This is a genomic window from Bacillus methanolicus PB1 (assembly GCF_000262755.1).
Classification (GTDB): Bacteria; Bacillota; Bacilli; order Bacillales; family Cytobacillaceae; genus Bacillus_Z; species Bacillus_Z methanolicus.
On the sequence record NZ_AFEU01000003.1, the window covers coordinates 275,822 to 300,357 of the forward strand.

Annotated in this window: 23 protein-coding genes, 3 pseudogenes and 1 riboswitch; of the genes and pseudogenes, 5 read left to right on the forward strand and 21 right to left on the reverse strand. The window is 40.1% G+C overall.

Annotated elements, in window-relative coordinates:
• Positions 1 to 131 precede the first annotated feature (131 nt).
• The 4 genes from PB1_RS11140 to PB1_RS17045 form a co-directional block, all read right to left on the reverse strand.
• Positions 132 to 617 carry a nitroreductase family protein gene (locus PB1_RS11140; protein WP_004436563.1) on the reverse strand — a complete coding sequence of 162 codons (486 nt, stop codon included), beginning with the start codon at positions 615 to 617 and terminating at the stop codon, positions 132 to 134.
• A 412-nt stretch (positions 618 to 1,029) separates the two neighbouring features.
• Positions 1,030 to 2,730, reverse strand: coding sequence for a b(o/a)3-type cytochrome-c oxidase subunit 1 (locus tag PB1_RS11145; RefSeq protein WP_004436565.1), 1,701 nt, complete (start codon positions 2,728 to 2,730; stop codon positions 1,030 to 1,032).
• Positions 2,731 to 2,746: 16 nt separating this feature from the next.
• Complete coding sequence (locus tag PB1_RS11150; RefSeq protein WP_004436566.1) at positions 2,747 to 3,229, reverse strand: cytochrome c oxidase subunit II; 483 nt, start codon at positions 3,227 to 3,229, stop codon at positions 2,747 to 2,749.
• Between the two features lie 17 nt (positions 3,230 to 3,246).
• Positions 3,247 to 3,387, reverse strand: a complete 141-nt coding sequence (locus tag PB1_RS17045) for a cytochrome c oxidase subunit 2A (RefSeq protein WP_004436568.1) — start codon at positions 3,385 to 3,387, stop codon at positions 3,247 to 3,249.
• 56 nt (positions 3,388 to 3,443) lie between these two features.
• On the opposite strand from PB1_RS17045, the pseudogene PB1_RS18595 reads away from it, so the two are divergent.
• Positions 3,444 to 3,611, forward strand: a pseudogene (locus PB1_RS18595) (IS3-like element ISBth8 family transposase); the annotation flags it as partial.
• Positions 3,612 to 3,671: 60 nt separating this feature from the next.
• Here the strand turns inward: PB1_RS18595 and PB1_RS11155 are convergent.
• The 12 genes and pseudogenes from PB1_RS11155 to PB1_RS11210 all read right to left on the reverse strand — a co-directional run bounded on the left by PB1_RS11155 (position 3,672) and on the right by PB1_RS11210 (position 14,934).
• Complete coding sequence (locus PB1_RS11155; RefSeq protein WP_004436570.1) at positions 3,672 to 4,445, reverse strand: Cof-type HAD-IIB family hydrolase; 774 nt, start codon at positions 4,443 to 4,445, stop codon at positions 3,672 to 3,674.
• A 378-nt stretch (positions 4,446 to 4,823) separates the two neighbouring features.
• Positions 4,824 to 5,186: a phosphoribosyl-AMP cyclohydrolase gene (locus PB1_RS11160; protein WP_004436572.1), complete on the reverse strand. Its 363-nt coding sequence runs from the start codon at positions 5,184 to 5,186 to the stop codon at positions 4,824 to 4,826.
• Between the two features lie 15 nt (positions 5,187 to 5,201).
• Complete coding sequence (locus tag PB1_RS11165; RefSeq protein WP_034645573.1) at positions 5,202 to 5,936, reverse strand: orotidine 5'-phosphate decarboxylase / HUMPS family protein; 735 nt, start codon at positions 5,934 to 5,936, stop codon at positions 5,202 to 5,204.
• A gap of 113 nt (positions 5,937 to 6,049) precedes the next feature.
• A complete protein-coding gene (locus PB1_RS11170) occupies positions 6,050 to 7,465 on the reverse strand; it encodes a nicotinamide phosphoribosyltransferase domain-containing protein (protein ID WP_004436576.1) in 1,416 nt (471 codons plus the stop codon).
• A 119-nt stretch (positions 7,466 to 7,584) separates the two neighbouring features.
• Positions 7,585 to 7,761, reverse strand: a complete 177-nt coding sequence (locus tag PB1_RS17525; RefSeq protein ID WP_004436579.1) for a hypothetical protein — start codon at positions 7,759 to 7,761, stop codon at positions 7,585 to 7,587.
• Positions 7,762 to 8,035: 274 nt separating this feature from the next.
• Positions 8,036 to 9,142, reverse strand: a complete 1,107-nt coding sequence (gene menC, locus PB1_RS11175) for an o-succinylbenzoate synthase (RefSeq protein WP_004436581.1) — start codon at positions 9,140 to 9,142, stop codon at positions 8,036 to 8,038.
• An 18-nt stretch (positions 9,143 to 9,160) separates the two neighbouring features.
• Positions 9,161 to 9,991, reverse strand: a complete 831-nt coding sequence (locus tag PB1_RS11180; protein ID WP_004436583.1) for a GNAT family N-acetyltransferase — start codon at positions 9,989 to 9,991, stop codon at positions 9,161 to 9,163.
• Positions 9,975 to 11,129, reverse strand: coding sequence for a M20 peptidase aminoacylase family protein (locus tag PB1_RS11185; RefSeq protein ID WP_004436585.1), 1,155 nt, complete (start codon positions 11,127 to 11,129; stop codon positions 9,975 to 9,977). Before PB1_RS11185 ends, PB1_RS11180 begins: the two co-directional genes overlap by 17 nt.
• 12 nt (positions 11,130 to 11,141) lie before the next feature.
• Positions 11,142 to 11,996 carry a MurR/RpiR family transcriptional regulator gene (locus PB1_RS11190; RefSeq protein WP_004436587.1) on the reverse strand — a complete coding sequence of 285 codons (855 nt, stop codon included), beginning with the start codon at positions 11,994 to 11,996 and terminating at the stop codon, positions 11,142 to 11,144.
• Between the two features lie 216 nt (positions 11,997 to 12,212).
• Complete coding sequence (locus PB1_RS11195) at positions 12,213 to 12,818, reverse strand: YitT family protein (protein WP_155816429.1); 606 nt, start codon at positions 12,816 to 12,818, stop codon at positions 12,213 to 12,215.
• Between the two features lie 587 nt (positions 12,819 to 13,405).
• Complete coding sequence (locus PB1_RS11205) at positions 13,406 to 13,873, reverse strand: CBO0543 family protein (protein ID WP_004436593.1); 468 nt, start codon at positions 13,871 to 13,873, stop codon at positions 13,406 to 13,408.
• Positions 13,806 to 14,934 (reverse strand): annotated as a pseudogene (locus PB1_RS11210) (DUF2515 domain-containing protein). Before PB1_RS11210 ends, PB1_RS11205 begins: the two are co-directional and overlap by 68 nt.
• Positions 14,935 to 15,042: 108 nt before the next feature.
• Here PB1_RS11210 and shc point away from each other — a divergent pair.
• From shc to PB1_RS11225, 3 genes and pseudogenes are all read left to right on the forward strand, one after another.
• Positions 15,043 to 16,923 (forward strand): annotated as a pseudogene (shc, locus tag PB1_RS11215) (squalene--hopene cyclase).
• Positions 16,924 to 17,192: 269 nt separating this feature from the next.
• On the forward strand, positions 17,193 to 18,131 hold the full coding sequence (locus PB1_RS11220) for an ABC transporter ATP-binding protein (RefSeq protein WP_004436597.1): 939 nt from the start codon (positions 17,193 to 17,195) through the stop codon (positions 18,129 to 18,131).
• Positions 18,128 to 19,072, forward strand: coding sequence for an ABC transporter permease (locus tag PB1_RS11225; RefSeq protein WP_004436599.1), 945 nt, complete (start codon positions 18,128 to 18,130; stop codon positions 19,070 to 19,072). The genes PB1_RS11220 and PB1_RS11225 overlap by 4 nt, the downstream gene beginning before the upstream one ends.
• A gap of 134 nt (positions 19,073 to 19,206) precedes the next feature.
• On the opposite strand, the gene ssuE is transcribed toward PB1_RS11225, so the two are convergent.
• The 5 genes from ssuE to PB1_RS11240 all read right to left on the reverse strand — a co-directional run bounded on the left by ssuE (position 19,207) and on the right by PB1_RS11240 (position 23,539).
• Complete coding sequence (gene ssuE / locus PB1_RS11230) at positions 19,207 to 19,737, reverse strand: NADPH-dependent FMN reductase (protein ID WP_004436600.1); 531 nt, start codon at positions 19,735 to 19,737, stop codon at positions 19,207 to 19,209.
• 43 nt (positions 19,738 to 19,780) lie between these two features.
• Positions 19,781 to 19,951 (reverse strand): YezD family protein, encoded by a 171-nt coding sequence (locus tag PB1_RS17050; RefSeq protein ID WP_004436603.1) that lies wholly within the window; start codon positions 19,949 to 19,951, stop codon positions 19,781 to 19,783.
• Positions 19,952 to 19,996: 45 nt separating this feature from the next.
• A complete protein-coding gene (locus tag PB1_RS17055; RefSeq protein WP_004436605.1) occupies positions 19,997 to 20,155 on the reverse strand; it encodes a Fur-regulated basic protein FbpA in 159 nt (52 codons plus the stop codon).
• 198 nt (positions 20,156 to 20,353) lie between these two features.
• Positions 20,354 to 20,454, reverse strand: a riboswitch (SAM riboswitch).
• A 180-nt stretch (positions 20,455 to 20,634) separates the two neighbouring features.
• The gene (locus PB1_RS11235) at positions 20,635 to 21,582 is read right to left on the reverse strand and encodes a carbon-nitrogen hydrolase family protein (RefSeq protein ID WP_004436607.1); all 948 of its coding nucleotides are present in this window, start codon (positions 21,580 to 21,582) and stop codon (positions 20,635 to 20,637) included.
• A 520-nt stretch (positions 21,583 to 22,102) separates the two neighbouring features.
• Positions 22,103 to 23,539, reverse strand: a complete 1,437-nt coding sequence (locus tag PB1_RS11240; RefSeq protein ID WP_003350502.1) for a DDE-type integrase/transposase/recombinase — start codon at positions 23,537 to 23,539, stop codon at positions 22,103 to 22,105.
• 168 nt (positions 23,540 to 23,707) lie between these two features.
• Between PB1_RS11240 and PB1_RS11245 the strand changes: the two genes are divergently transcribed.
• Positions 23,708 to 24,475, forward strand: a complete 768-nt coding sequence (locus PB1_RS11245; RefSeq protein WP_004436609.1) for a DUF3891 family protein — start codon at positions 23,708 to 23,710, stop codon at positions 24,473 to 24,475.
• Positions 24,476 to 24,536: the final 61 nt, after the last annotated feature.

The following is a 24,536-nucleotide window of genomic DNA, read 5'->3' on the forward strand; positions in this document are numbered from 1 at the left end:
ATAAAAAAACAGAAAACACGACTGATTTTCGGCTTAAAGCTAAATATGATAAAAGGAGCCAAGCAATCCTAATCGCCGGCTCCTTTTTTACCATATGTGCGATATTGCACGTGTAACGAACAACCAAAAAATTAAGGAAGATGCTTTATTTTCGTTTCAATCGGAGTCCGGGGCTTTGCGTCCGGCACTTCTTCCGGATAGCCGACACCGAAAACACCAATCACATCATAATCATCGGGAACACCGAGAATTTCCCGGTTTTTTGGGCTTGCTCCGATCGAAGACCAAAAAGTTCCGACTCCATCAGACCATGCAGCGAGCATAAAGTTTTGAACAAAGCAGGCGGTTGCGGCTGCATTTTCCTCTCTCTCTGCTTCTGATGCGCCATGCTTAGATAAAACAGCCATAAGAACTGGTGCATTTCCGAAATTTGTTTTATGGTTTAACTTTGCTCTCGTTTCCGGTCCGATAAAAATAATTTCCCATGGTTCCGTCATTCTGTGATTTGGTGCCATGCTTGCAGCCTGAAGCCATGTGACGATCTTTTGATGATCGATCGGATCAGGCTTAAATTTTTTAATAATGCGGCGAGATTTGATGGTCTCGAGTATGTTCAATACGATTACCTCCTTGTTCACAACTGTTCTTAATTTTTGGAATAACTAAAGAGTTTTAAACCTTTACCCGCTATAATTTGGGCAAAGCAGAAAAAACTGGAGTATACTCTCCAGCCAATGTAATTTTACCACTATTAATAGATTAAAAACGAGTCAAATGTTTTGCTAGGATTTATATTCTTTCAGTCATGCAAGATTTGCAGGTCAGACCACTAGTTTCAGTAACATGTGTTTTATTAGGATATCCTTCACAAAAGGGCTGACTCATGAGGAAACTGACTCCCACCGGCTATAACAATATATAGAATATTTTTTATATAGATTGTATTGGAGGGGGCTGACCCTTTGATGTTGAATCAGCCTCTTTTTTTGCATTTGACCAAAATCAGGTTTTTAGACACCATCCCCTCTTTCACCAGGTCCGGTACGGCAGTGATCCGGGCGGAGCATGCATGATGAGATGATAAATCGGAATGGCATACGCTATCCCGGAAAGGGCGATGGAGACACCGATCCAGAACGACCATCTTTCCAAGATCCGCGGTGGATGTTCCGCCTGTTCATTGACAACGCCAACAGGGTATTCGATTGTTTTTTCGGATTTCGGTGCAAAGAACAGCAAATTAATCCAGATATACAGTACCAGGACAATAGCCAGAAACAGAATGGCGCCTCCTGCAGCGATTACCTGGTTGTAAGAAATCCATGTAAGGGCAAGTTCATGTTCGCCGTAAGTGGAGTAACTGGTGCGCCGAGGTGCACCAAGGAGCCCGACAATATGCATGATCCCCGCCATCAAGAACATGCCGATTGCCCACAGGACTGCCTGGATGATGGCAAGCATGTTCAATTGCTTCGTGAAAACCCGTCCGGTCAAGACTGGAATCAGCCAGTAAGAAATAGCAAAGAATGTCAATAATACTGTAGATGCGAGCGTCAGATGGAAATGGCCTGTGATAAACCACGTATTATGCACCATCTGGTTCAGCTGATAACTCGCATTAATAATACCTCCGGCCCCAGCTGGTATGAAGATGATCATGCCCATTACGGCAGTGAAAAAACGGGCATCCTTCCAAGGCAGTTTTCTCACCCATCCGAACAGTCCTTTTCCGCCGCGGGATCTTCCAGCCAGTTCAAATGTGGCCAAAATCGAGAATGCCGTCATCAGGGACGGAATGACAACCATCATCGTCAAAACGACCTGAAGGAATTTCCAGAATGAATCAATTCCCGGTTCGTTCAATTGGTGATGGAAACCGACCGGAACCGAGAACAAAATAAACAGGATAAAGGTCAGCCTTGGAAGAGAGTTGCTGAAAATTTTACCGCCGACAACCTGAGGAATGTTGACGTACCAATAAATATAAGCTGGCAGCAGCCAGAAGTAGACGAGTGCATGGCCAAAATACCAGAATAATGCCCGGCTCAAGCTGACATCCACCCGATCAACGATTCCGAATGACCACGGTATAAGCAGGAAAACGACTTCAATGGCGACAAACAGACTGGCGTGAAGCCACAAAATCATCGTAGCCACAGCCATATAAGCAAATAACGGAGATGATTGGTTTTTATGATTTTTTCGCCAGCGAATGTATGCTGCAAATATTCCGAAAGCGCTAAACCAGCTTCCCACGATCAGCAGTGCAGTACCTATATAAAACCACGGTGAGGCTTTCATTGGCGCATAAAACGTATACAGCACTGTACTCTCATTCGTTAGAATCGTAATTGTGGCCATAATGGTTCCAACAGCCATCAAGTAAAATCCGATCCAGCCAAGTATCCTTGAAGCAGTCGTAAGTTTACCGTCAAGCGTGCGCGCAACCCCTGAATATAGATAACCAACAATGAAAAACGTTGTAAAAACTAGTGCAAGCAGCACGCCATGTGCTGTAAGCAATTGATAATAAGTCAGCCAGTTCGGTAATTGAATCCAGCCGCTTCGCTGCATGACCTGCAGCAATCCGGCAAGCGCACCAAGAAAAACTGCGAAAAAAGAAAATCCGATATGCGCTAGAATTAGATTGGAATCCTTCTTTTCAAATCTGAAATTGGTAAAAGCGTTGTTACGTTCGCCAGTTTCAGCGGCAGTAAAGTTCGTATTCATGTTTCATTCCCCTTTCCTACACCGTATCTTTCACAATGACTCTTCCGTACATCTCCTGGTGGGCTATTCCGCAATACTCATGGCACACAAACAGGAACTCTCCCGGCTCGTTGAATCTCTGTGTATATTCCACAACATGTCCCGGCAGGAGCATCAAGTTGGTTGTTGTGCCTGGTATTATGAAGCCGTGGACAACATCCTTGCTTGTGATCTGAAAATGGACTGTAGCCCCTTTAGGAACAGTAATGGTATTAGGATTATAGCCAAATGTGTAGGAGAGGATCGTCGCTCTATATTCATTCGGTCCGATTTTCTCCAGTCCGGGACTGTTAAATGGTTCAGTCGTTTCCACGTTTTCCGATTTCATTGTCGTTTCCATGCCGTTAGGCGGGTTAAGCCCCATCGAGACACCCATGAACCCCGTGACAATGAGAAAAACGGCCAAGGCCCCTACTCCGATGGCCAGCCAGATCTTTTCGTATTTAGGCATATGCAGCATGCTTCTTCTCCTTCCTTCTAAACTTTATTGATATAGAGATAAAAAACAATCAGCCATGACAGTAAAATGGAAGCACCAATAACAAAAACACTTACAAACGTTCCTTTTAATCTTTCATCATAAGCGGCTGCTTCCTTATCTTTTGTACGGTTATCCATTCAAGCCTCCCCTTTCTGCAGTTCAAACAGTAAATTATCTATCAGTTTTGACAGGACAGGATTTTTTAATTCATCTCGTAACAGATAAACTGTATTTAGTTCACCCAAGAAAGATGCAAACAGGCTTTTCAGGTGATTGAATTGTTATTCATTTATACAATCACAGTCTTTTTCAAGAAAAACTAAACGGCCTTTCCCCGATGGAGTATCGAGAAAAGGCCGCTGTAAAAAATTCTATTTTTTCATACTTTACTAGACAAGTTTATAAGCATGATAAATTAATATTAAATCAGCTGAAGCTCTTGGAGACCATGTCGTATGCCGCCATCATTAATATGCTTGGTGGTAAACTTAGCAAAAGGTTTTAATTCTTCGTGGGCATTTCCCATGGCAATTCCCATTCCGACATAAGAGAGCATCTCTTTATCATTTAGTCCGTCCCCAAATGCTACTGCATCGTCAGGTGACAGGTTAAGATGCTGAAGCATGACCTCGATTCCTATTGCCTTTGATCCGTCTGACGGAAGAACATCCATCGACAAACGGTGCCAGCGAATAAAAGTAAGGTCGGGAAATTTCCCTTGATAAAAATGCTCTTCATGTTCCTGGCAATAAAGTAAAGCTTGGAAGATCTTTGCTTCCTTCCAATAATGCGGATGATAAACTGGAACCTCTACCTTGACAGACTGGAAAGATTCAACAATATGGGGATGATTGTCTGCATTTGCATAGCATTCTTCATGGCCTAAATAGACTATTGGGTGGTTGAGTTGACGTGCATGATTCTCCAATAATTCCAAACTGGATGAATGAATCGGATGTTCATAGATGACTTTTCCTTTATGGACAACATAAGCACCGTTGAAACTTACATAGGAATCAATCCCCAGTTCTTCGGCGATATTTTTAAAATGAAATGGTGCTCTTCCGGTTGCAAAGCAAACTACGACGTTCCGTTCTTTCAGCTTCTTTATTGCCTCTATTGTGTCTTTGGGTATTCTTGATTCTTCATTGACTAATGTGCCGTCAATATCGAAAAATACAATTTTATAAGACATAATTCCTCTCCCTGTATATATATTATTTGAAATGGCTATCTTACTTATTTTACCATTTCGATTATACAAGCATCCAAATATCCATATCTTCTAATCACCTTACAAAAGAACGCAGTGAGTCGGCAAGTGTATTTGACTTGTAGCTCTTAAATTTGCAATTTATATCTTTTGTACATTACATCTCAATATCTATTTTATCAGCAACCAAGATAATTAGAAGCTATTTTACAGAAATTAACCAAATCGTTACAATTAAAACCTCCCACTATTTGCGGGAGGCTCTTTATTAATATGGAATATTACATGGTTTTTTAGTAGATTGCAATAATATACACCTGTATTCTAGCGTATTTTTCGCAGGTTTCTTCATTCATTCCTTCACTCGGTTTTTTCATTTTTAGGTATAAACTCTTTAATAAAACAACTTTGATATCCGTAATGACAAACAGGCGATTCCGGTACAACTTCTAATAATATTGTATCATCGTCACAATCCGCAACGATGCGCCGGACGCTTACAAACTTCCCATCTTCCTCGCCTTTGACTTGTACTCGGCCAAGGGTGCGCCGAAACAAGGTTACTAGTCCAGTCTCTACGGTTTGTTCCCATGCTTCCTCATCCATAAAACCAACCATCAATACTTCTTTTGTTTCTGCATGCTGCAGCACGGCAGGAACAAGACCGTTCAGTTTAGAAAAATCAAGCTTTATATTACTCGAAATTTTATTTTCCACTGTCATATTTAAGGTCCTCCTTTATTTTTTCAGCAATGCAAAGTTTAAAGCCTCTGCACCAAGAATTTTTGCCGCCTCTTTTGGATTGTCGCTCGCATACACTGCCCGGCCTGTAATGGCATAGCACGAACACCCCGGCGCTGCTGCAAACGCATCGGTGATGCTTCCTCCCATTGAACCGATTCCTGTCATAAATAAAGCAGGCTTGCGGTCCGAAGCAGACAGAATCTCATTCACTCGTCTGATCCCATTCAGATTTGTGCTTGGTATGATAAAATGATTTGCTCCCAGCTTTACTGCATGCTCTAATATTCTGATCGGCCCGTCATCGGTTACATATCCGCCGCCGCTAAATTTGTACTCAGTCATCGGAAAATCACCGCCGACAATCGGGCATAACCCTTGACGCTGGGTATGTACAACAAACTCTTCAACAGCCGTTGGTCCCGCCAACGGAAACAACACGAGTGCGTCCACACCGGCCTCCCGGCAGATTGCACAGAACTTTTTGGCCATATCCGGAATGTCCAGCCCCGCTTTCTGGTGGTCGTATAAAATTGGCAAATCGGTGATCTCACGGATTGACTGTACGGCGTTGGCCAGTCCCAATCGGAGTGCCCCGGCAATACCAAGTTTATATCCCACCACTCCTTCAACTTCGCACGTTTCTTCCACCACGCGGCGAATGGCATCAACCGACTCTAAATCGAGTGCCGGAATAATCCCATATTGTGAGCGGAAATTTATCTCAGCCAACTGATATCCTCCTTTTTTTGTGCGCCCTGAGCCAAACTCCTGCAGATTTTGGCACAGAGCGCTCGAAGTTTTCTGCTCAAATTCCAAATTGCAATACTTTATTAAAACATTGTTCAACTTGAATAACTCTTTGCAAGGTATTGTTCCGCAAACTTGTCGATTTTCTCTTGGATTGCCTTCGACAAGATGATTCGTTTTTGATGGGCATCCTGCTTAAGAACCCTTTCTTGAACCTGTTTCCAATGTTCCTCGTTTGCAATTTTGATCGTTGGAGTTCCAGTACCATTATGGTGATAAATGACTTCATACAAGCTTTTGCGTTCACTTTCATTTACTGTTTCAACAACAAGGTCACCTGAAATGTTTACTACTTTCACTTCGCCCGGAATGCTTCGTTTGATTGGCTCCATTCCAAATTTCATGCGGTCTTTACCGTTGCTGTAAGCAGTTTTCATTGCCCAGCTTAATGTGTCGCGAGTCATATGCTGATAGAATCCGGAGCCAATTCCATAGGCGACAAAGTTGAGTGGGATGCCGTGTTCCTCAAGAATTGCGTCATATTTTTTCATCACCTCAAAGGACATTCCATCTCCGATAAAAGCGCTGACTGTATCTAGAAGGTCATTCGCCTTAGCTACCTTGTAGATTTCGATTGCCTGATCTATGACATCTCCGCTATCCGGCCGCATGGCAATTTTGATGCCTTTTTCTCTTGCGTATCTTCCCAATGATGGCAGGTATTCATGGATAACTCGGTAAGCATCGTATGTGTCGATCAACAATGCTACAAACTTTAAACCATCTTTATGGGTGACATCGATCGCGTGAATAAAGCTGTCAAACTCGTTATCGAACTGCTGGGTGACTTTGTGAGACTGTGCCGATACTCCTCCAATCACCGCATGCGGGGTGTGTATGCAAGTATGAAAATCATCGGTTTCGTGCAGCGTAAGATTCCAAGCCGTACCAGCCCAATACGCATCTTCCAAACTGCGATGTGCCCGGAATCCATAGCTATGGACCCGCCAGAAAAATGAATCATCGAATCCGTAGAGTTCTTTTTTCTCCTTTAAATATTTCCGGATGTGAAAGGCTTCCGTTGCGCAATTGCTTGGAAAATACCCATGCAGATAGTTTGCTTCCCACCATGTTACGAGTTCACCGAATCCTTCAATGGTGTTGCGAATTTGAGCAAAAGGCGTGCCAACCGGGCACCAGGTCCCTTCCGGAAGTGTTTCAATCGAGATAGGCGCATATCCATTGCATTCTTCTACGACACGCATAAAGAGTTCGGTTGGGAAGACCATCCCCATCCTTTTGGCATGACTTTCCGCTTCTATGACATGCTCCTTCGTAATTTGGATAGATAATATCGAATTGACGATTTCCCTTAACCCGTACAAGATCATGCCTGCTTTGCGATTGTAAATATGGCTAATTTCCCAATCTCCATTTATTTTGAGCCTGTGATGAGACGGATTGTAACTGTCCGTCAGTACGACTGGATTTCTGTAAATATCTTTTAACATAAAGTATTCCCCCTTAATATTGCGTCAAATTTTTAGGCGGAAACACTTTTGCCTGATAAAAGGCAAAAGACGCCTTGTGAGTAAACACAGGCGCCTTTGGTTGTCCAATCGGCAGCGATTCATTCTGATACATCGAAATGTTGAGTTGAATAGAATTTTACAGTGATTTCATGAAAAAGCGTACAAGAAGTGCATTCGCGAACATTCGGCGTTAGTGTGTCCGAAAAAGATAATGTGTTCTTAAGTTCATCAGCGAACAACATCACTTCTGCTTTGGCAGCATTTGCAAGTACCAATACACATTTCACCTCCCAAAAAAACATAAGACGCCTTGTGGGTAAACACAGGCGCCTTTGGTTGTCCAATCAGCATGGAATTATTCCGATATTTCTTATATTTCCTACTTAAATAGTAGGGTTTAATTTCTTATTGTGAATCCTATCAGAAATATTTCTTTTCGTCAATCCTTTTTTCGCAAATTTTTTCAAAAAAATAGAGCGAAAACGTTGATATTTTATCCAACAAAAAATCCTGTTCACTCATTAAGTGAACAGGAAACCAAAGCTCATATCATGTAAAAGATTTCTCGAAAACGGTAAATTCTTTAATTGTGTCATAATTTGGCTCGTATCCGATACCCGGTTTGTCGGGAACCTTAATCCAGCCGTTCTCTACAACAACCTCAGGTTCAATTATATCACGTTCCCAATATCTTGAAGAGCCGGCTGTATCACCCGGCAGAATAAAATTATCCAGCGTTGTTAATGCAATATTATGTGCCCTGCCTATTCCGGATTCAAGCATGCCGCCGCACCAAACGGGAAGTCCGTGTTCCCGGCAAAGATTGTGAATCCTTTTTGATTCGGTCAAACCGCCGACACGCCCTATTTTAATATTAATAATTTTGCAGCTTCCCAATTCAATTGCTTTCCTTGCATCCTCATAAGAATGAATGCTTTCATCCAGACAGACCGGAGTTTTAATCTCTTTTTGCAGCCGGGCATGGTCGACAATATCATCCGAAGCCAAAGGCTGCTCAATCATCATTAAGTCAAATTCATCCAGCGCCTTTAAAAGATCAATATCTTCAAGGGTATAGGCTGAATTGGCATCTGCCATTAGCGGAACTTCCGGGAAGCGTTTCCGAATTTCTCTTAGTACTTTAACATCCCATCCCGGCTTGATCTTAATTTTCATCCGTTTATAGCCTTCATTAGCATATCCATCAATTAAACGAAGAAGGTCCTCCACTGTTTCCTGGATGCCGATCGAGATTCCGGCCTCAATTTCTTCTTTTTGTCCTCCGAGTGCAGCGGCAAGTGAAATTCCCTTTTCCTTTGCATATAAGTCCCAGACTGCTCCTTCAACAGTTGATTTTGCCATATTATTTTTCCGTATGTATGAAAAAATGTCCGAAACTTCATCAGGATGGCTGATTTCTTTATTCAGTATTGCCGGAATTAAAAAATCCTCAAGCATATGCCAGTTCGTTTTTACCGTTTCTTCATTATACCAGGGTATATGAAATGCAACCGATTCACCCCAGCCGCTCAGCCCATTATCATCAATGGCTTCGAGCAAAAGAAATTCTTTATCCTGAAACGATCCGAAACTTGTTGTAAACGGGGATTTCATTCTCATTTTCAGATGGCGTAAAATTATCTTTGTTAGTTTCATTTCGATCACCTTGTTCGATTAGTCCAGATCCAATGATTCCCGTTTTATGAGCAAATAATAGTTAACAGCTGCTGTTTCACCTTTAACAAGTGAAACAGCAGCATATCCGGAAGAAAATAAGGTTTGAAAAATTTTCCTTGTCTTGAAACGCCAGTCAATCGCCAGTTTATCATCCTTACTTTTTAGAGCCTGAAAATTTGAAGGAACAGGCACATATAACGGTTGATTGTTTTCTCGAACAGCGGATAATCCGATCATAAAATCCTCTAGTTTCGGTAAAGAGAGGTCCGTCATATCCCATTGAAATATATGCCGTGCATCTGTAATTTTAATCGCTTGAGGTTCTGAGGCATGAGAGCTATTGATCCACCATTCAACTTTAAAACGGTCGCTCGGAAGCCCGCTGTTTAAGCTGTCTTGCATTTCACCGTAGCAATTTTCAACATAGGTTGAACAGACAGCACGCAGTTTCGTTAGATTTAAATAAGCGTTCCTGCTCTCAAGCGGATCATACGTCCATGTAATTAAATCATACCCCATATCACTTGCTACTTGCTTTTGTTTTGCTTTCAGCATCGCACCGATTCCTTGATCTTGATAATCGGGATGTATACCGAGCATATGGGAACACAAATAGCTTTTTCCGCCGCGAAATCCAGGAAAACTGTAACTGAATCCGACGATGTTGCCATCGATAAAAGCTCCAAGTAAAAGGCCCCCATTTTGTGAAGCTGTGATCGTTTGGTGAAGTGGAATCGGTTCTGTGTTCCAAACTTCTTTTTCAAGCACTTGAACTTGCTGCAGTTCATCACTGCTCTTTAATACCTTGATTTCAACAGCTGACAGCATTTTGATGTCCTACACTCTGCACTTCAAATGTATTGATGATCGTTTTCGTAAGAATCTCAATGCCTGTAAATATAGCTTCCCGATTAAACGTCATATTTGGGTGGTGGAGTCCGGGAAATAATCCGCAGCCTAATCCGAGCATTGTCGCTTTCAAGTGCGGTTTTTTTAGTGAATAAAAATGGAAATCCTCCCCGCCGGACGTAACTGCCGGTTCTTTCAAATTTTGTTCACCGATAGTATCGAGAATCGCTTTTTTCATATTTTGAATTGCTTCCTCGTGCACTTCTGCAGCGGCTACTGATCCCTTCGTTTCAAGCCGGATTTCAACTCCATACAAGCATGAAACGGCTTTTGCAATTTTCTCGATTTTTTCCGTCAGTACTTCCAATGCTTTGTTCGTCTGTGCCCGCAAATCGATACTAAAAGAGGCTTTGCCGGGAATAATATTGCTGGAGTCGCCTCCCGCATGAAATTTCGTCATCTTCGCCGAGTATGGAACCATCGGATCCAAATATATGCTCTTCATTTCATTTACAAGCGAAGCACCGATTTCGATCGAATTCTGACCGAGGTGCGGCCGCGCCCCGTGGGCATCCTCCCCGATGATCACCCCTTCTATAAATTTGGCGGCGCCATGGTAAATGGCAGGACATGCTTCACCGTCGCCTATTTCCTGTTCCGGTCGAAGATGAACGCCATATAAATAATCAACATCGTCCATAACGCCTTTTTCAATCAGTTTTAACGCACCTGTTCCCTTCTCTTCAGCAGGCTGGAAAATAAACTTCAGTTTCCCGTTTGAAGGAAAACCTATTTTTTGCAAAAGAAGCATTACTCCAATCACAATAGTCATATGAGCATCATGCCCGCACGAATGGTTTGCCTGAAAAGTTCCGTTTACTTCCTGCCAAAGTGCATCCATATCCGTTCTTAATCCAACACAAACATCCCCGCTGCCTACCTCAACAACGAGGCCTGGGCAATCAATAAATGTTACTACCCTAAAACCTTTTTCCTCCAATAATGCACGAATAAATTCTGTTGTCTTATATTCCTGCCAGCTGACTTCAGGATTGCTGTGTAAATACTCAAATACCGGATAAATAATTGGTTTTAATTCTTGCAGATACTCTTTCATTTTCTTACTCCCCTAAGAATCACTATAATAAAAAAAAGATTCTCCATTTAATTTTTCATAATTCTCTTTCCTTTTTTTAAACCGGTCCGGATTTCGGACCGTCACGCCGGCAACCAAGGCATTAATAAAAGACATCAATGCAGGAGCGGCATCAATTGTGGATCTGTTTGATCGATAAATCGGAAAAACAAGTTCAGCAAACTCCCGAATCGGAGCAAGCGGTGAATCGGTAATCCCAATCACATATGCCCCTTGCTCCTTCGCCATTTCGGCTACCTTAAGCGTTTCCTTTAAATATCGATGGAAGGAAATGGATACCAGAAGCGAATTTTCGTTCATACTTGCAATGGTCGAGAAAATATCATCTGTTTCCTTTCTGATGAGCTTGACGTTTTCACGTGCCAATCCTAGTGTGAAAGCGAACCAATGCGCAGCTGTAAACGACGTCCTTAATCCTGAAACAAAAACGTGTTCCGCCTGTGTCAATTTTTCGATTGCTAGTTCAAAATCGTTTTCGCTTATGGTTTTGATCGTATCTTGAATATGTTTGCGGTCCCTTTCCATCACCTTCGCAAAAAAATGAGGCTTGTCCACCCATTCCAATTTTTCTGAAAAGAATTGACCAAGACTGCTTTCTTTGAATAATAGTTGTTTACGAATAATTTTTTGCAGTTCCGAAAATCCGGACAGTTGAATAGCGTAACAGAACCGGATAACGGTAGATTCACTGACCCCTGCCTGAAACCCTATCTCCTGGGCATTCTTTACTGCAAAGTCTTTAGGATTTTCAATTAAATATTTAGCAACCTTTTGCTGTCCTTTTGATAACTGGTTGTACTTTTGTTGTATGATATCTTGTATGTTCATCTTTTTCTCCTGGTGAAGGTTCAGCTTTATTGTAATTTATTATGAAGTTTATACTTCATTTTTAGATAATACTATCAAGCTACCATATTTGAATTAGCAATTCAATAACTATTCTGAAAATTTTAATTGTTTTTTCACTCAAGCAAGTTTATTGTCTTCAATAACATCAATACCGTCTTATAATAAACAAAAAGAAAAGAGCCGTAAAGCCCTCTTTTAAAAATAAAATGACCGATGATCATTTCTTACTATCATTGATGTTACTATACCAACTGTAATAATCGTTAAACATGAAAAGAAAAAACTTTTAAACCCCAATGCTTGAAATCCAATTACCGCAACAAGTCCATCTATCAAAAAAATTATAACACCAATATTAACAGAAAAAGTTTTCGATAGAATTTGTGCTAATAAATCAGTCCCGGCTGTACTTGTTTCATAACGTAGCATAATCCCAAACCCAATGCCATTAATCGCTCCGCCCAGTATGGAACTTACTAGAATAGGCAGTGGAAATTGAGTTTGTAATGGTGAGAGCCAGTCAATAAAAAAGGAGGAAACCATCAATCCATGAAAGCTGCTGAAAAAATAATTCCGGTTCAAAAACCATGCAGATAAGCAAAGAGGTATGCTTAAAACAATCATACAAAGCCCTGTTTGAACATTGAAGTAATAATGAAGAATTAATGCAATGCCAACAATTCCTCCATCTAATAAATGGTGGGGAACCAAAAAACCATTAATGCCCAAACCTATTAACATGCTTCCAATAAAGATTGCCGCAAATTGTTGAATGATAATAATCACCTTACTTTTTTTCATTTAGTTCAAGCATTAAAAAAAATTTTTTTACATGCATGTCCGCTTCATTAATAAATATTCAAAGCCAACAAAAAAATTCTTATCCTTATCCCGTTCCCTTCTTAAAATAAAAAAATGTCAAATTTCGCTGTTTTGATTTCTCCGCGGAAGATGATTGATTTTAACTACGAGGTTTATGTATTTTTCCCGGCTATAGATGGTGCGTACCGGGCTTATAATCGATTTCCTTACTTTTTGTCTTGTCTTCAATACTTTAACACTTTTATGCTTTACTATATTGAATGAAAATTGTGAAAATGGTACAATTAGAGTGGTTAATCCATTCATAGGTTTTGACCCCCAACTATTTGAGGCTGTCTCAAAAGACCAAGGGTCAGACCCCATAACACAATATATAGGACATAATATTGGATAAATGTGCTATATATTGATAAATGCGCATGGGGTCAGACCCTTATGAGACAGCCTCCTTTTTTATGCTCGTAAATTATTTCAAATTATGATGATAGTCCCATCAATCTTTTCAGAATATGTTTGTCTACAAGAAATTGCATAAACTATAAAACTAACAGAGTGCATAAAATAGATTAAAACTTTTTTTTGGCACTGCCGGAATTCGTCCATTTAAAAACATTCCAAATCATCGCCAAAAACAGAAAATAACCGAAGAAAGAATACATATGGTTCCATTCTTCAGAATGAAGAAAGAAACCGATTTGTTCAGACAGCCTTTCGCCCGCAGATGCGGCAGCACTTGCAACAACCATTACTCCCCATCTTCTCCATCTTTCTATTCTTTTAGCAATATAAAGAAAAGTCCCCGTCATAATTGGGAGTCCAATCAATGTAAAGGCAATATTTATCAAAAAAATATCAGCCAAAGGCCGGACGGGAAACTCATATAGATTTTTCCCTACAAAATAAAGGTCTAAATAAGTCCCTGCCAAAGATGCAAACACGATTGAAGGAAAATAGGATAAAAGTTTATTACTTAAAGATCGTTTTCTTGGCGAGTGCGGCAAGTTCGAGTTTTTTAAGTGTTTCGCAATATTCATGAGTGATCTCTCCATCAATTTTTTTCGTCTTGGTCTTGCAAATATTCTATGACTCTCCAATCTTGAAACCAATCTCCGGACTCAGCGTCCGGATGGTCAACATTTTTCCATGCATACTCGAGTCTCGGGCTATATAACCGGAGCGCTCCTTTCCGTAATTGACAATTCTTTAACCGGCGTGTAAATCCAACGTCCGGCAAACCTTCATTTATGTCATTGAAAACGTCCGGCCAATAATCTTTGCGGGAACCGGTATGAGGGTGGCTGACCGCCCAGCTTATGACTTTTTCCAATTGGTTCTTATTGTAAAAAAGCAATCGGTACAGCCGTTTACCGAGCAAGATCCGTTCGTTTAAAGAACCGAAATGATGCAGGGTCTGTCCGATAAATGCAGTTTTTCCGGTCATCTTGCCCTCAAACGGAAATAATATATGAGTAAAAGAAAGAAGATCTTGAAGGATGAACTCGGGCGTATGAAAAACCTTATCCTTATAAAAAGGATTCAGGACGATCCGTTTTTCTAAATAGCTTTGTTCATTAATAACAAGGGCGATTGCTAAAAGATAGCAGTCCCGTGTATGCCAAAAGTAATCCCACATCACCTCCATAAACATGGATATATTTAAAAAAGGCAGCAAATAAAAAAGATTTTGATTTCGTTTCATGGATTCTTCATATACCAAGAATTGCGGATAGGCATCTTGAAAAATCAGCCAGTTTCCTCTTTCCAAAAACGCAAAGAAGTCTTTCTTAGTCTTTTCATTTAGAAGTCTAGAAAGCAGCTCCCCCCTTAAATCAGTCATGTTCCATCCCCCGTTTCTTGAAACCATATGTCCGAGGAATGCCCAGTGAATCTCAGGAAACTTGCGGTAAAAGTCAAGGTACGCCTTCGTTCTTGTTACATTGTTCAAGTTCCATTCATTTGTTTTTATCCGGATTTGATGCAAGAGCAGCAGTTCATCCTTCGATAAACATGAATTGGATTTTTTAGCCTTACTCTTTTTTATTAAACATTCTTTAATTTCTTTCAGATTTTCTGAAATTTGCGGTTTTTTCCAAATGTTTTTCAGAAAAAAAATCGTTGTTCGCCTCCCCCATTGAATTCTTTTTTCCCGCCAAAAAATGTATAGATAAGTATGAATATCAAAAAGGGAGTTGGGTGAATTTTGATAAAACTTGACATTGATGCCGGGATAGGCCGAATTGTTGAGACGTTAATAAATGACCAGGCTCCGGACGGTTCCTGGCATTACCCGTTTGAGACAGTGATTTCGACAGATGCTTATATGATCATTTTATTAAGGACGCTGGAAATAAATGATGAAGATTTGATCCGTGACTTAAGCGAGAGAATTATAAGCAGACAAGAGGAAAATGGCGCATGGAAGCTCTTTCACGATGAAGAGGATGGAAATTTATCCGCAACCGCAGAAGCCTATTATTCGCTTCTTTATTCAGGCTATTATAAAAAGGAGGACAAAAGGCTTCGGGCGGCAAAACGGTTTATTTTATCAAAAGGCGGCATTGAAAAGTCCCATATGTTTACAAAAATCATGCTTGTCCTAACCGGCCAATACCCATGGCCGCCATTTTTTCCAATACCGGTTGAAATCGTGCTTTTTCCACTTTCCTTCCCGGCCAACTTCTTTGATTTCTCCGTCTTTGGGCGAGCTAATCTTGCTCCCATTCTGATTTTAGCTGACAAAAAATACAGCAAAAAAACGAAGAGGAGCCCGAATCTTACAGATTTGTTCCATTCAAAAGCAGATGATTTCTTTTATTGGAGAAATTCATCTGAATGGAAGTCCATTTTTTCTGTTTTAGAAGAGGGAATAAAAAAATTGATCGGTTTTCCGATGCATATTCACTCGCTCTCCATCGAACGGACGAAACAATATATGCTTGACCGGATTGAACCGGACGGCACCTTCAACAGTTATTTCAGTTCCACGTTCTTGATGATTTTTGCCTTGCTTTCGCTCGGTTACTCAAAAAGAGATCCGGTCATCATAAGAGCTGTCAGCGGATTAAAAGCGATGAAATGCAAAATTAACGGCCATACCCACATGCAGTATACAACATCAACGGTCTGGAATACGTCATTAATCAGCTGCGCCCTGCAGAAAGCAGGCATTTCCCCTTCTGAACCGGTTGTTGCCAATGCAAACCGTTATTTACTGGAACGCCAGCACTCTAAATATGGGGATTGGACGGTCCATAGTCCATGGAGTTTGCCTGGAGGATGGGGATTTTCAGACATCAATACGATCAACCCCGATATAGATGATACGACTTCATCATTAAGAGCCATTTCAAAAATTGTTCATCAAGAACCCCTTTATCATCAAGCTTGGGACAGAGGGATTCATTGGCTTTTCTCAATGCAAAATGATGACGGCGGCTGGCCTGCTTTTGAAAAAAACGTTGACAAAAAAATATTGACCTTCCTTCCGATTGAAGGAGGAAAATTTCTGCTCACTGACCCCAGTACTGCAGATCTAACCGGCAGAACTTTAGAATTTTTCGGGGCATACACGAATTTATCGAAAAATCATCCATCAATTAAAAAAGGTGTTAACTGGCTCATCAAACATCAGGAAATGGATGGTTCCTGGTATGGACGATGGGGAATTTGTTATATATACGGGACGTGGGCGGCGATAACCGGCCTGATTGCATCAGGTGTTTCCACCTATCACCCTTCTATTCAAAAAGCTGCCAACTGGCTACATAAAATCCAAAATCATGATGGCGGCTGGGGAGAGTCTTGCAACAGCGATATCAAGAATACGTACATTCCTCTCAGGGCAAGCACATTGACCCATACCGCTTGGGCGATCGATGCGCTCATAGCCGCTGCGGACCAGCCAACACCGGAAATTCAATCGGGAGTCCGATTTTTACTTGAGGCTTTCGATAAAAACGATTGAACCAGTTCTTACCCGCAAGGACAGGGAATGGCAGGAGGATTCTACATGCACTACCACAGCTACCGCTACATTTTCTCTTTGCTCGCTTTGTCTCATTATAAGCAAAAGTTTCAAGGGTAAATGTATTTCACGACATTGATTGAAGAAATGGGGCTGCCTCAAAAACAAAAGGTCAGCCCCGATTTTATTGTTACCTCTAATTTAGCATCACAATATTAATTAATAGAACACCTTTTTCCAACAGCTCCGGCACGAATATAAGATTGTGAGAATTACCTACGTTTTTTACGATAAATTTTTTTTTTTTGCAATTTTCGCAACTTTTTTCTCTTTTTTTTCGTATTATTTGTTGGAGGAATATTTAGCCAAAAAAAGAAAGAGGGAGAATTATGTCTCAATATGCACTTGAAGTCCGATCATTAACAAAAAGAATTGGAAAAAAGCTGATTGTGGATGATGTTAGTTTTGCCATTGAGAAAGGAGAAGTATTTGGTCTGCTTGGTCCAAATGGCGCAGGGAAAACGACGATTATCCGCATGATCGTCAGTTTAATCAACCGGACAAAAGGAAATGTCGTCATTAACGGCTATAGTCTCGATGATGATTTTACCTCGGCCATGAGCGAGATTGGTGCGATCGTTGAAAATCCGGAATTCTATAAATATATTAGCGGTTATAAAAACTTGCGCCATTATGTCAATATGGCAAAAAGAAAAATTCCTGAATCCCGGATCCAAGAAGTGATCAAACTGGTTGGACTTGAACAATCCATTCATCAAAAAGTAAAAACATACTCTCTCGGAATGCGTCAGCGCTTGGGAGTGGCTCAGGCTCTCTTGCACAATCCGTCAATACTCATTTTAGACGAACCTACTAACGGGCTCGATCCTCAAGGTATCAGGGAGTTCAGGGAATATCTTCGTACACTTGCCAGCGAAGGAATGTCTGTTTTAGTTTCATCCCATTTACTTTCTGAAATGCAGTTGATGTGTGACCGTTTTGCGATTATTGAAAAAGGAAAGTTGATACATATTTCCAAAATGAATGAGACAGAGGAAGCAGAAAAAACTGCTCAGGAGTTTATTTTTGATATAAGTGATCCGGTAAAAGCGGTATCGATCTTAAAAGAACATGGGCTGGACAAAGAATTTAAGGATTTGAATGATCAAAAATTCAGCCTTGCCCTTCAACGGGAGGAAGTTGCAAAAGCCAATGAATTGCTTGTCACCAATCAAATAAAGGTATATGAGATAAGCAGTAAAAAGGCTACTCTCGAAGACCGTTTCTTAGAAATTACAAATAAAGAGAACAAGGAGGTACCTGTATGACCGGTTTACTTCGGAATGAGCTGATGAAAATTTTCTCAAAAAAAGCAAGCTGGATTTATATGATTATCATCCTGGCTGCTTGTATAGTCGGAGGAATCATTTATCAAAAGGTAGGTCCCGAGCCAAAGGAAAATTGGCGGAAAGAAATTGAGGCAGAGATACAGCAACTTGAAAAACAATTAGAAAGTGCTCCTGACGAAGAGAAAGACTGGATCCAAGATCAAATCAAGCAAAATCAACAATATTTGGATAAAAATGTTAATCCGAATGCTAAAAGCAACTGGCATTACATGAATAGCGTCGTAACAGGAATCAGCTCCCTTGTCACGTTATTTGCGGTTATTGTATGCAGTTCCAATGTATCTGCTGAATTTACTGATGGAACGATTAAGCAATTGTTGATCAGACCGCACAAAAGATGGGCAATTCTACTGTCCAAATATATTGCTGTACTAATCTACTCTCTGTTGCTTGTTCTGGCGTTGATCATGTCAGGGTATTTGGCAGGGTTGATTTTATTTGGCAACGGTGATTTTCATGCAAAAATTTTTGAAATGAGCGTCGATGGGCAGAAAGAAGCTGTTGTCGGCACCCAATTCTTCTTAAAAATGCTTTATGATCTGCCTGGTTTATTCATCATTACAACCATTGCATTCATGCTCTCAACACTGTTTAAGAGCCAGGCACTTGCAGTAGGTATCGGGATTTTTGTTCTATTTTTTTCCACCACAGTAGGTGCGTATATCGTTGTACTAGCCGAAAAATACGAATGGACAAAGTTTTTAATCTTCCCTCACCTCGATTTAACTATATATGCAGTTCAGGATAAAATCCTTCACGATATCACTTTGCCGGAATCTTTAGGAATTCTGGCAGTATACTATATCGTATTCATCATTATTACGTTCGTCTTTTTCGAAAGAAGAGATATTAGCATATAGATTTGTAAAGGGCAAGACCCCTCCAATGGGAGTCAGCCCTTTTTTAAACCAGAATTCGCAGGAGAAATTTATTCAACGAATTGATTTGTGGCAAGATTCAGAAATTTGCGGGTCCAAATAAAATATAATCTGCTTTATTCGCGAAGGTGTTCGGCAAAGTCGGTTAACGCTTTTTGAAGTCTTTCGTTAGCTTCAGAATCTAACTCATACTGATTATCTTCAATCCGTTCAACTTGGGAATCAAGCGTGTATACACCATTCAAAATGGTCGTTGCTCCCAAAGCAGACAAGACCGGTTTTAATGCATAATCAATCACGAGAAGATGTCCGAACGTTCCGCCAATAACGAGAGGCAATATGATTTTATTTGCAAAACCTTTTTGCGGAAGCAAGTCTAAATATGTTTTTAACACTCCCGTAAAAGATGCCTTATAAACAGGTGTTAACACGATGACAGCGTCGGCACTTTCTACCTTCTTATTGGCTATTGCGATTTCAGGACTATCGAATTTTCCGTAAATTAAATCTTCCGGAGGCAACTCACGGACTTTGATTTGCTCAAACTCAATCCGCTCACGGGTTAAAAAAGCTAAAACTTCATTTTCGATCCCGTTTAATCTTGAATTTACTGAAGTTGCCCCTGAAATTATAACTGCTTTTGCCAAAAAAACTCCACTCCTTATTTGATAAATTTTGAAAAATCATTTCTTATTTCTTTACTTCAAGCTTCTTATTTTTCGCAAGAGGAAACCGTTTCTTTTCGGTAATATCGATTTGCGTAATTTCACTATCGTGTACGGTGATCACCACGCAGCCATACTCCAGTTTGTCCAGCGATGACAGTATATATTTGATTTTCTCTTCATCTAATTGTTTCATAGCAGCCCCCTTGGTAAGATATTTTTGATACTTGCAAGTCTAATTTCAACCATTTTTCATTAAATCACGGTATTCTTTCTCAAGTTCCGATAAAGTCAGCCTATTCAAATAATGAAGATCTCCAATATAGCGGCCTGAGTTAACCAAGAACGAAATTAGAAAACCTTTCCTCTTTTTGATTGCTTCCTGTAAAATCGTTGCCATGAAACATTCCTCCATTTTTGGTTATTTTCAACCCATCACGGACTGAATGATATTTTTTTCCGGGCACCAATAGCAACAAATTTCTGATTGATTTACTTCATTAATCCTATGATATCCAATATAAATAGTCGGTTTTATTTTCAAAAATAAAACCTCTTCTTGGATAAGAAGAGGCGAAAGAATACAATCTTTTTGCTCTTCTTATCTTTCAAGCTGTCGCTTGCTGGAATTGGCACAGTACTTTAAAGTCTGTTGCCGAGGCTTCACCGGGCCAGTCCCTCCACCTCTCTTGATAAGAAAACATACGAGAATATTAAACTTGGAAACAAAACATGATGTCATAATGGGGAGTAATCCCATTCGGTTCATTAACTTTTATTTGATATTAATTTATACCATGGCCTACAATACTGTCAATATAATTTTTTAAAAAATTTTGAATTGGTAAAAAAGAAATAGGGGCCAGTTATTTTGTTCGATTATTCCCATGTAACATTTGTCTTTCCGGCTTCATTTATTGTCAGCTGAAAGACATCAGGCCGAGAATAATGACCATTCACATCAAAATCGAAACGGCTTTTAACAATGTCTTTTAGATCTAAATCCGCAATAAGAATGTCTTCTTTTCCGTATACCGGTCCGACGATATATTCACCGAGCGGACCGATAATAGCACTTCCTCCGTTGCACATGATTTCCGGTTCTGACTCCAGTTCATCATAGCAGGCCAAATCTGTCGGGTACATATCTTTTGTCACAAATTGATTGCATGACAAAACGAAACATCTGCCTTCCAGGGCGATATGCCGAATCGTGGATTGCCAAACTTCTCTTTCATCAGCTGTAGGCATAAGATAGATTTCAACACCCTTGCTGTACATTGCCATCCGGGCAAGCGGCATATAATTCTCCCAACAGATCAAACCGCCCATTTTGCCTATTGAGGTATCAAATACAGGAAGCGTGCTTCCATCTCCCTCTCCCCATATAATTCTTTCTGATGCAGTCGGTTTAAGTTTACGATGTTTTCCTAACAGATTACCGTCTGGACTGAAATAAAGCACCGTGCAATAAAGGGTTCCGGATAATTGTTCTTTTTCAATCACTCCAATAACGAGATACACGCTGTTATCTTTCGCAATGGAACCTAATATTTCCGTTTCTTTACTAGGAACGAAGATCGAATTTTCCCAATACCGATACCAATCTTCCCGTCCTTTTTTCGACCGGCTCCCTACCACCGTTCCAAATGTCATTCCTCTCGGATAGGCCGGAATATACGCTTCCGGAAATAAAACTAATTTTGCTCCCTTCTTGGCGGCATCAGCGGTTAACAATCGGACTTTTTCAATCGTTTTATAAAGGTCCATAATAACTGGCGCCGCTTGTACAACGGCAACTCTTACTTGATTTTTTAAGTTTTCCATTGAGAACATCTCCAATCAATTTGATGTATAACAACCTTTCAGCATTTCAATTAGGGAATTCCGTTAATTAAAATTGTCAGTTTTTGCATAATCTTAATATTTTAAATTTTGCTCTCATTTTACAATTCCATCTGACACAATTCAACAAAATTGCCTTTCAATAGTCATTTTCACTATAGAATAAGAGTAGACTTACATTCTATGAAACAAGAACTTTCTTATATTGATGAACAGGAATACGCTGCTGCGGCATAGAATAATTATAAATAAAGGTAGTGTCAAAAGTTCTATGAAAACTCAGTATTGGAAGGATGTGTTCTACCGAAAATAGAGAAAATGCCGCCGCAATCGCTCTTGACAAACACGTCAATGGTTTAATTTTGAACCAACAAGGGCGAAGGGAACAAAAAGAAGGCACACCAAAGAAGCCCTTGCCAATTCCCATTTTAAACCATTGACTGGTTCGGTTTGTCAAGAGTTCGCTTCGCCGATGCTGGTAAGGGCTCTGCTAAACAAAAAGTTAGGCAGTTTGCTCTACTAGCCATTGTTGAGCTAAACCAATCAGTTTTGTCCAACGTGCAGGCATATTCGGCAGTTCTTTTAGTTCTGGAATAACTACAGGCACTTTGCCTTCTAGGGCTGAATGTGGCCGCAAGAAGTTAAAGTAAGCTACAAACAAGGTCACATAAGAAACGGATCCGTGATCGGATCCAAATCCGTGTGTCGATCTGTAATTGCCCTTAAATGTTCGATTCAGTCTTTCAATGATTTGTTTTAGCGGTCTGTATTCCGTGGAAACCAGGTCTTCGTTGGTTAGTCCAATGACCTGCTTCACATCAAATGTAATACCGTGTTGGGCAAAAAAGTGTTGTGCTAAAAGGTAAATTGGATTGCCATCTACGACAAAGGTGAGGTCTTCCGGGATCTCTTTCATCTTCCATAAGACCTCATCAATCGCACGGATGGCAGACACCGTATCACGATTTGGAGAAACAGGGTAGGACAGAATAATCTTCTTTACCGCATCAAAAAAGAAAAAAAGATAATGCCAACGGCCATTCACCTTTATGTATGTTTCGTCTCCGCAGAATTGATCAGAGAGCTCATAAGGATAATGATCCACATAAGGTTTGAGCATCAGTGCTACGCTGTTTTCGTAATTCAATATACTCTGGTGAGAGATGTTTACACCGTGAACATCCTTCATCAGTGCAGCTGTTTTCCGAGCTGATAGGCCATAGTTAACATGGTAAGTTAAAATGAGTCCTAATGTATGCGGTGACACATGAAGCCTGGACAAATCCACTTTTGGCTTCTTAGGTGAATGTTTAGCTAACGGCTGATAATCAATTTGAAACTGACGGAATATGTATCGAACTTTAAAAGACTGAGGATCCTTTTCGAACTGCTTTTTCTCTTTTTTAGACATTCCTTGCAGTTTCTTTTTGTAATACGGACAGTCATTGTTTTTGCACTTAAATACGAGAAAATCTTTTCTTTCCTTGATCTTCTCGAGTGTTTTAGAACAGTGTGGGCATTTGAGTACAGCCTCTTTGGCATATTGGTTCTTTTTATTAAACAGACACGCACACACCTTACATTGATACTGTCCTTTGCCTCCGTTATTGGCATAAAGATAATCGGACGGAGCACCACACCTTGGACATTTCATGGATGAAGGTACCTTACCTTTTGAATGGGAACGCCTCTGAACAGGTTTGAGAGGTTTCCCGTTCTTCTCCAAATATTCTGTGAGAAGAATTTGATAATCAAGCTTTTGTAGAGTTTCAATAATCGGTAGCTCATCCACCTGAAGTTTTTGATAAGGCTTATTTACAGGCTTTTCTGTTGGCTTATCAAACATGTTTTTTCCAATTAGAAGAGTAAGTAATGTTCGAATCATTTGATCTTGGTGCTTGATATATTCAAGCAAATAGGTTAATAATTGAGGTAACAACTTGTCACTTCCTTGTTTTAGGATTGGTGTGTGTGTGGTTACCTCACTAATACCCTAAAACAATGGGGGTGGCAAGTTTTTTGTTTATAAAACCTTAAATATCAATAAATTATCCAAATTTTATCTAAAAATTTTTGACAATACGTAAATAAAAGAAGGGGGTATCACATGATTGTCTATGAAAGAGAAAGTGATTTTGTCATGGTGACTCAGGATGATCATGCAAGAGTTTCAGGTAAATTTGCAAAAGCTTGGCGGAACGAATATTTTATTGCATTGGATCGAAAAGAAGATGTTGAGCTTGCTGTTTTTGAACATGACCGGGGATGGATCGATCTTGATGAAACACCATTTTGGAATGACGAAAAGCAGCTGCCCTTCTCCTTCCGTGATTTCCCGTTAACCCCTAGATTTGTTTTTTATAAAAAAGGTATTGACGAGGTAGAGAGCAAAAATAAATATGCTGCATTATTGTGCAGTTTACAATATACAACCTTGTTTGAAATGATTCAAGACGATGCCGTACCGGCTTTTTTATACTCCGAATACGAAAGGCAGCATAGACTTATCAATGATTTGAATCTAACCGATAACTCCGCACAGGAAATGATCAAATTTCATTTACAAATCCTTCGCTTTTGCGATGATCTGTCTTTATACATTTGTATGTATGAACCGATGGTACAGCATTCTGATGCGGAATGGTTTTCTAAAGGATTCAGTCAACGGTTTTCATTTTTTAATCATGAAAAAATCACGCTCGAATGGGCTGAAAAAGAAAAAGTGATCCTTTCTCATTTTCCATTTTCTTCTGAAGTTGTTGTAAAAGTGCCATTAAAAGAAGTCAATAAAGCTGATATAGCGAAAAACGGCCTTTCAAAAGCGTACAAACATGCACCGAAAAAAGAACGAGCGGTTCGATTCATACCAAAATGATTCTGGTTACATCCGGCTTCCACAACTTTTGAAAGCGGTTGCAATAATTTTAAACTAGATC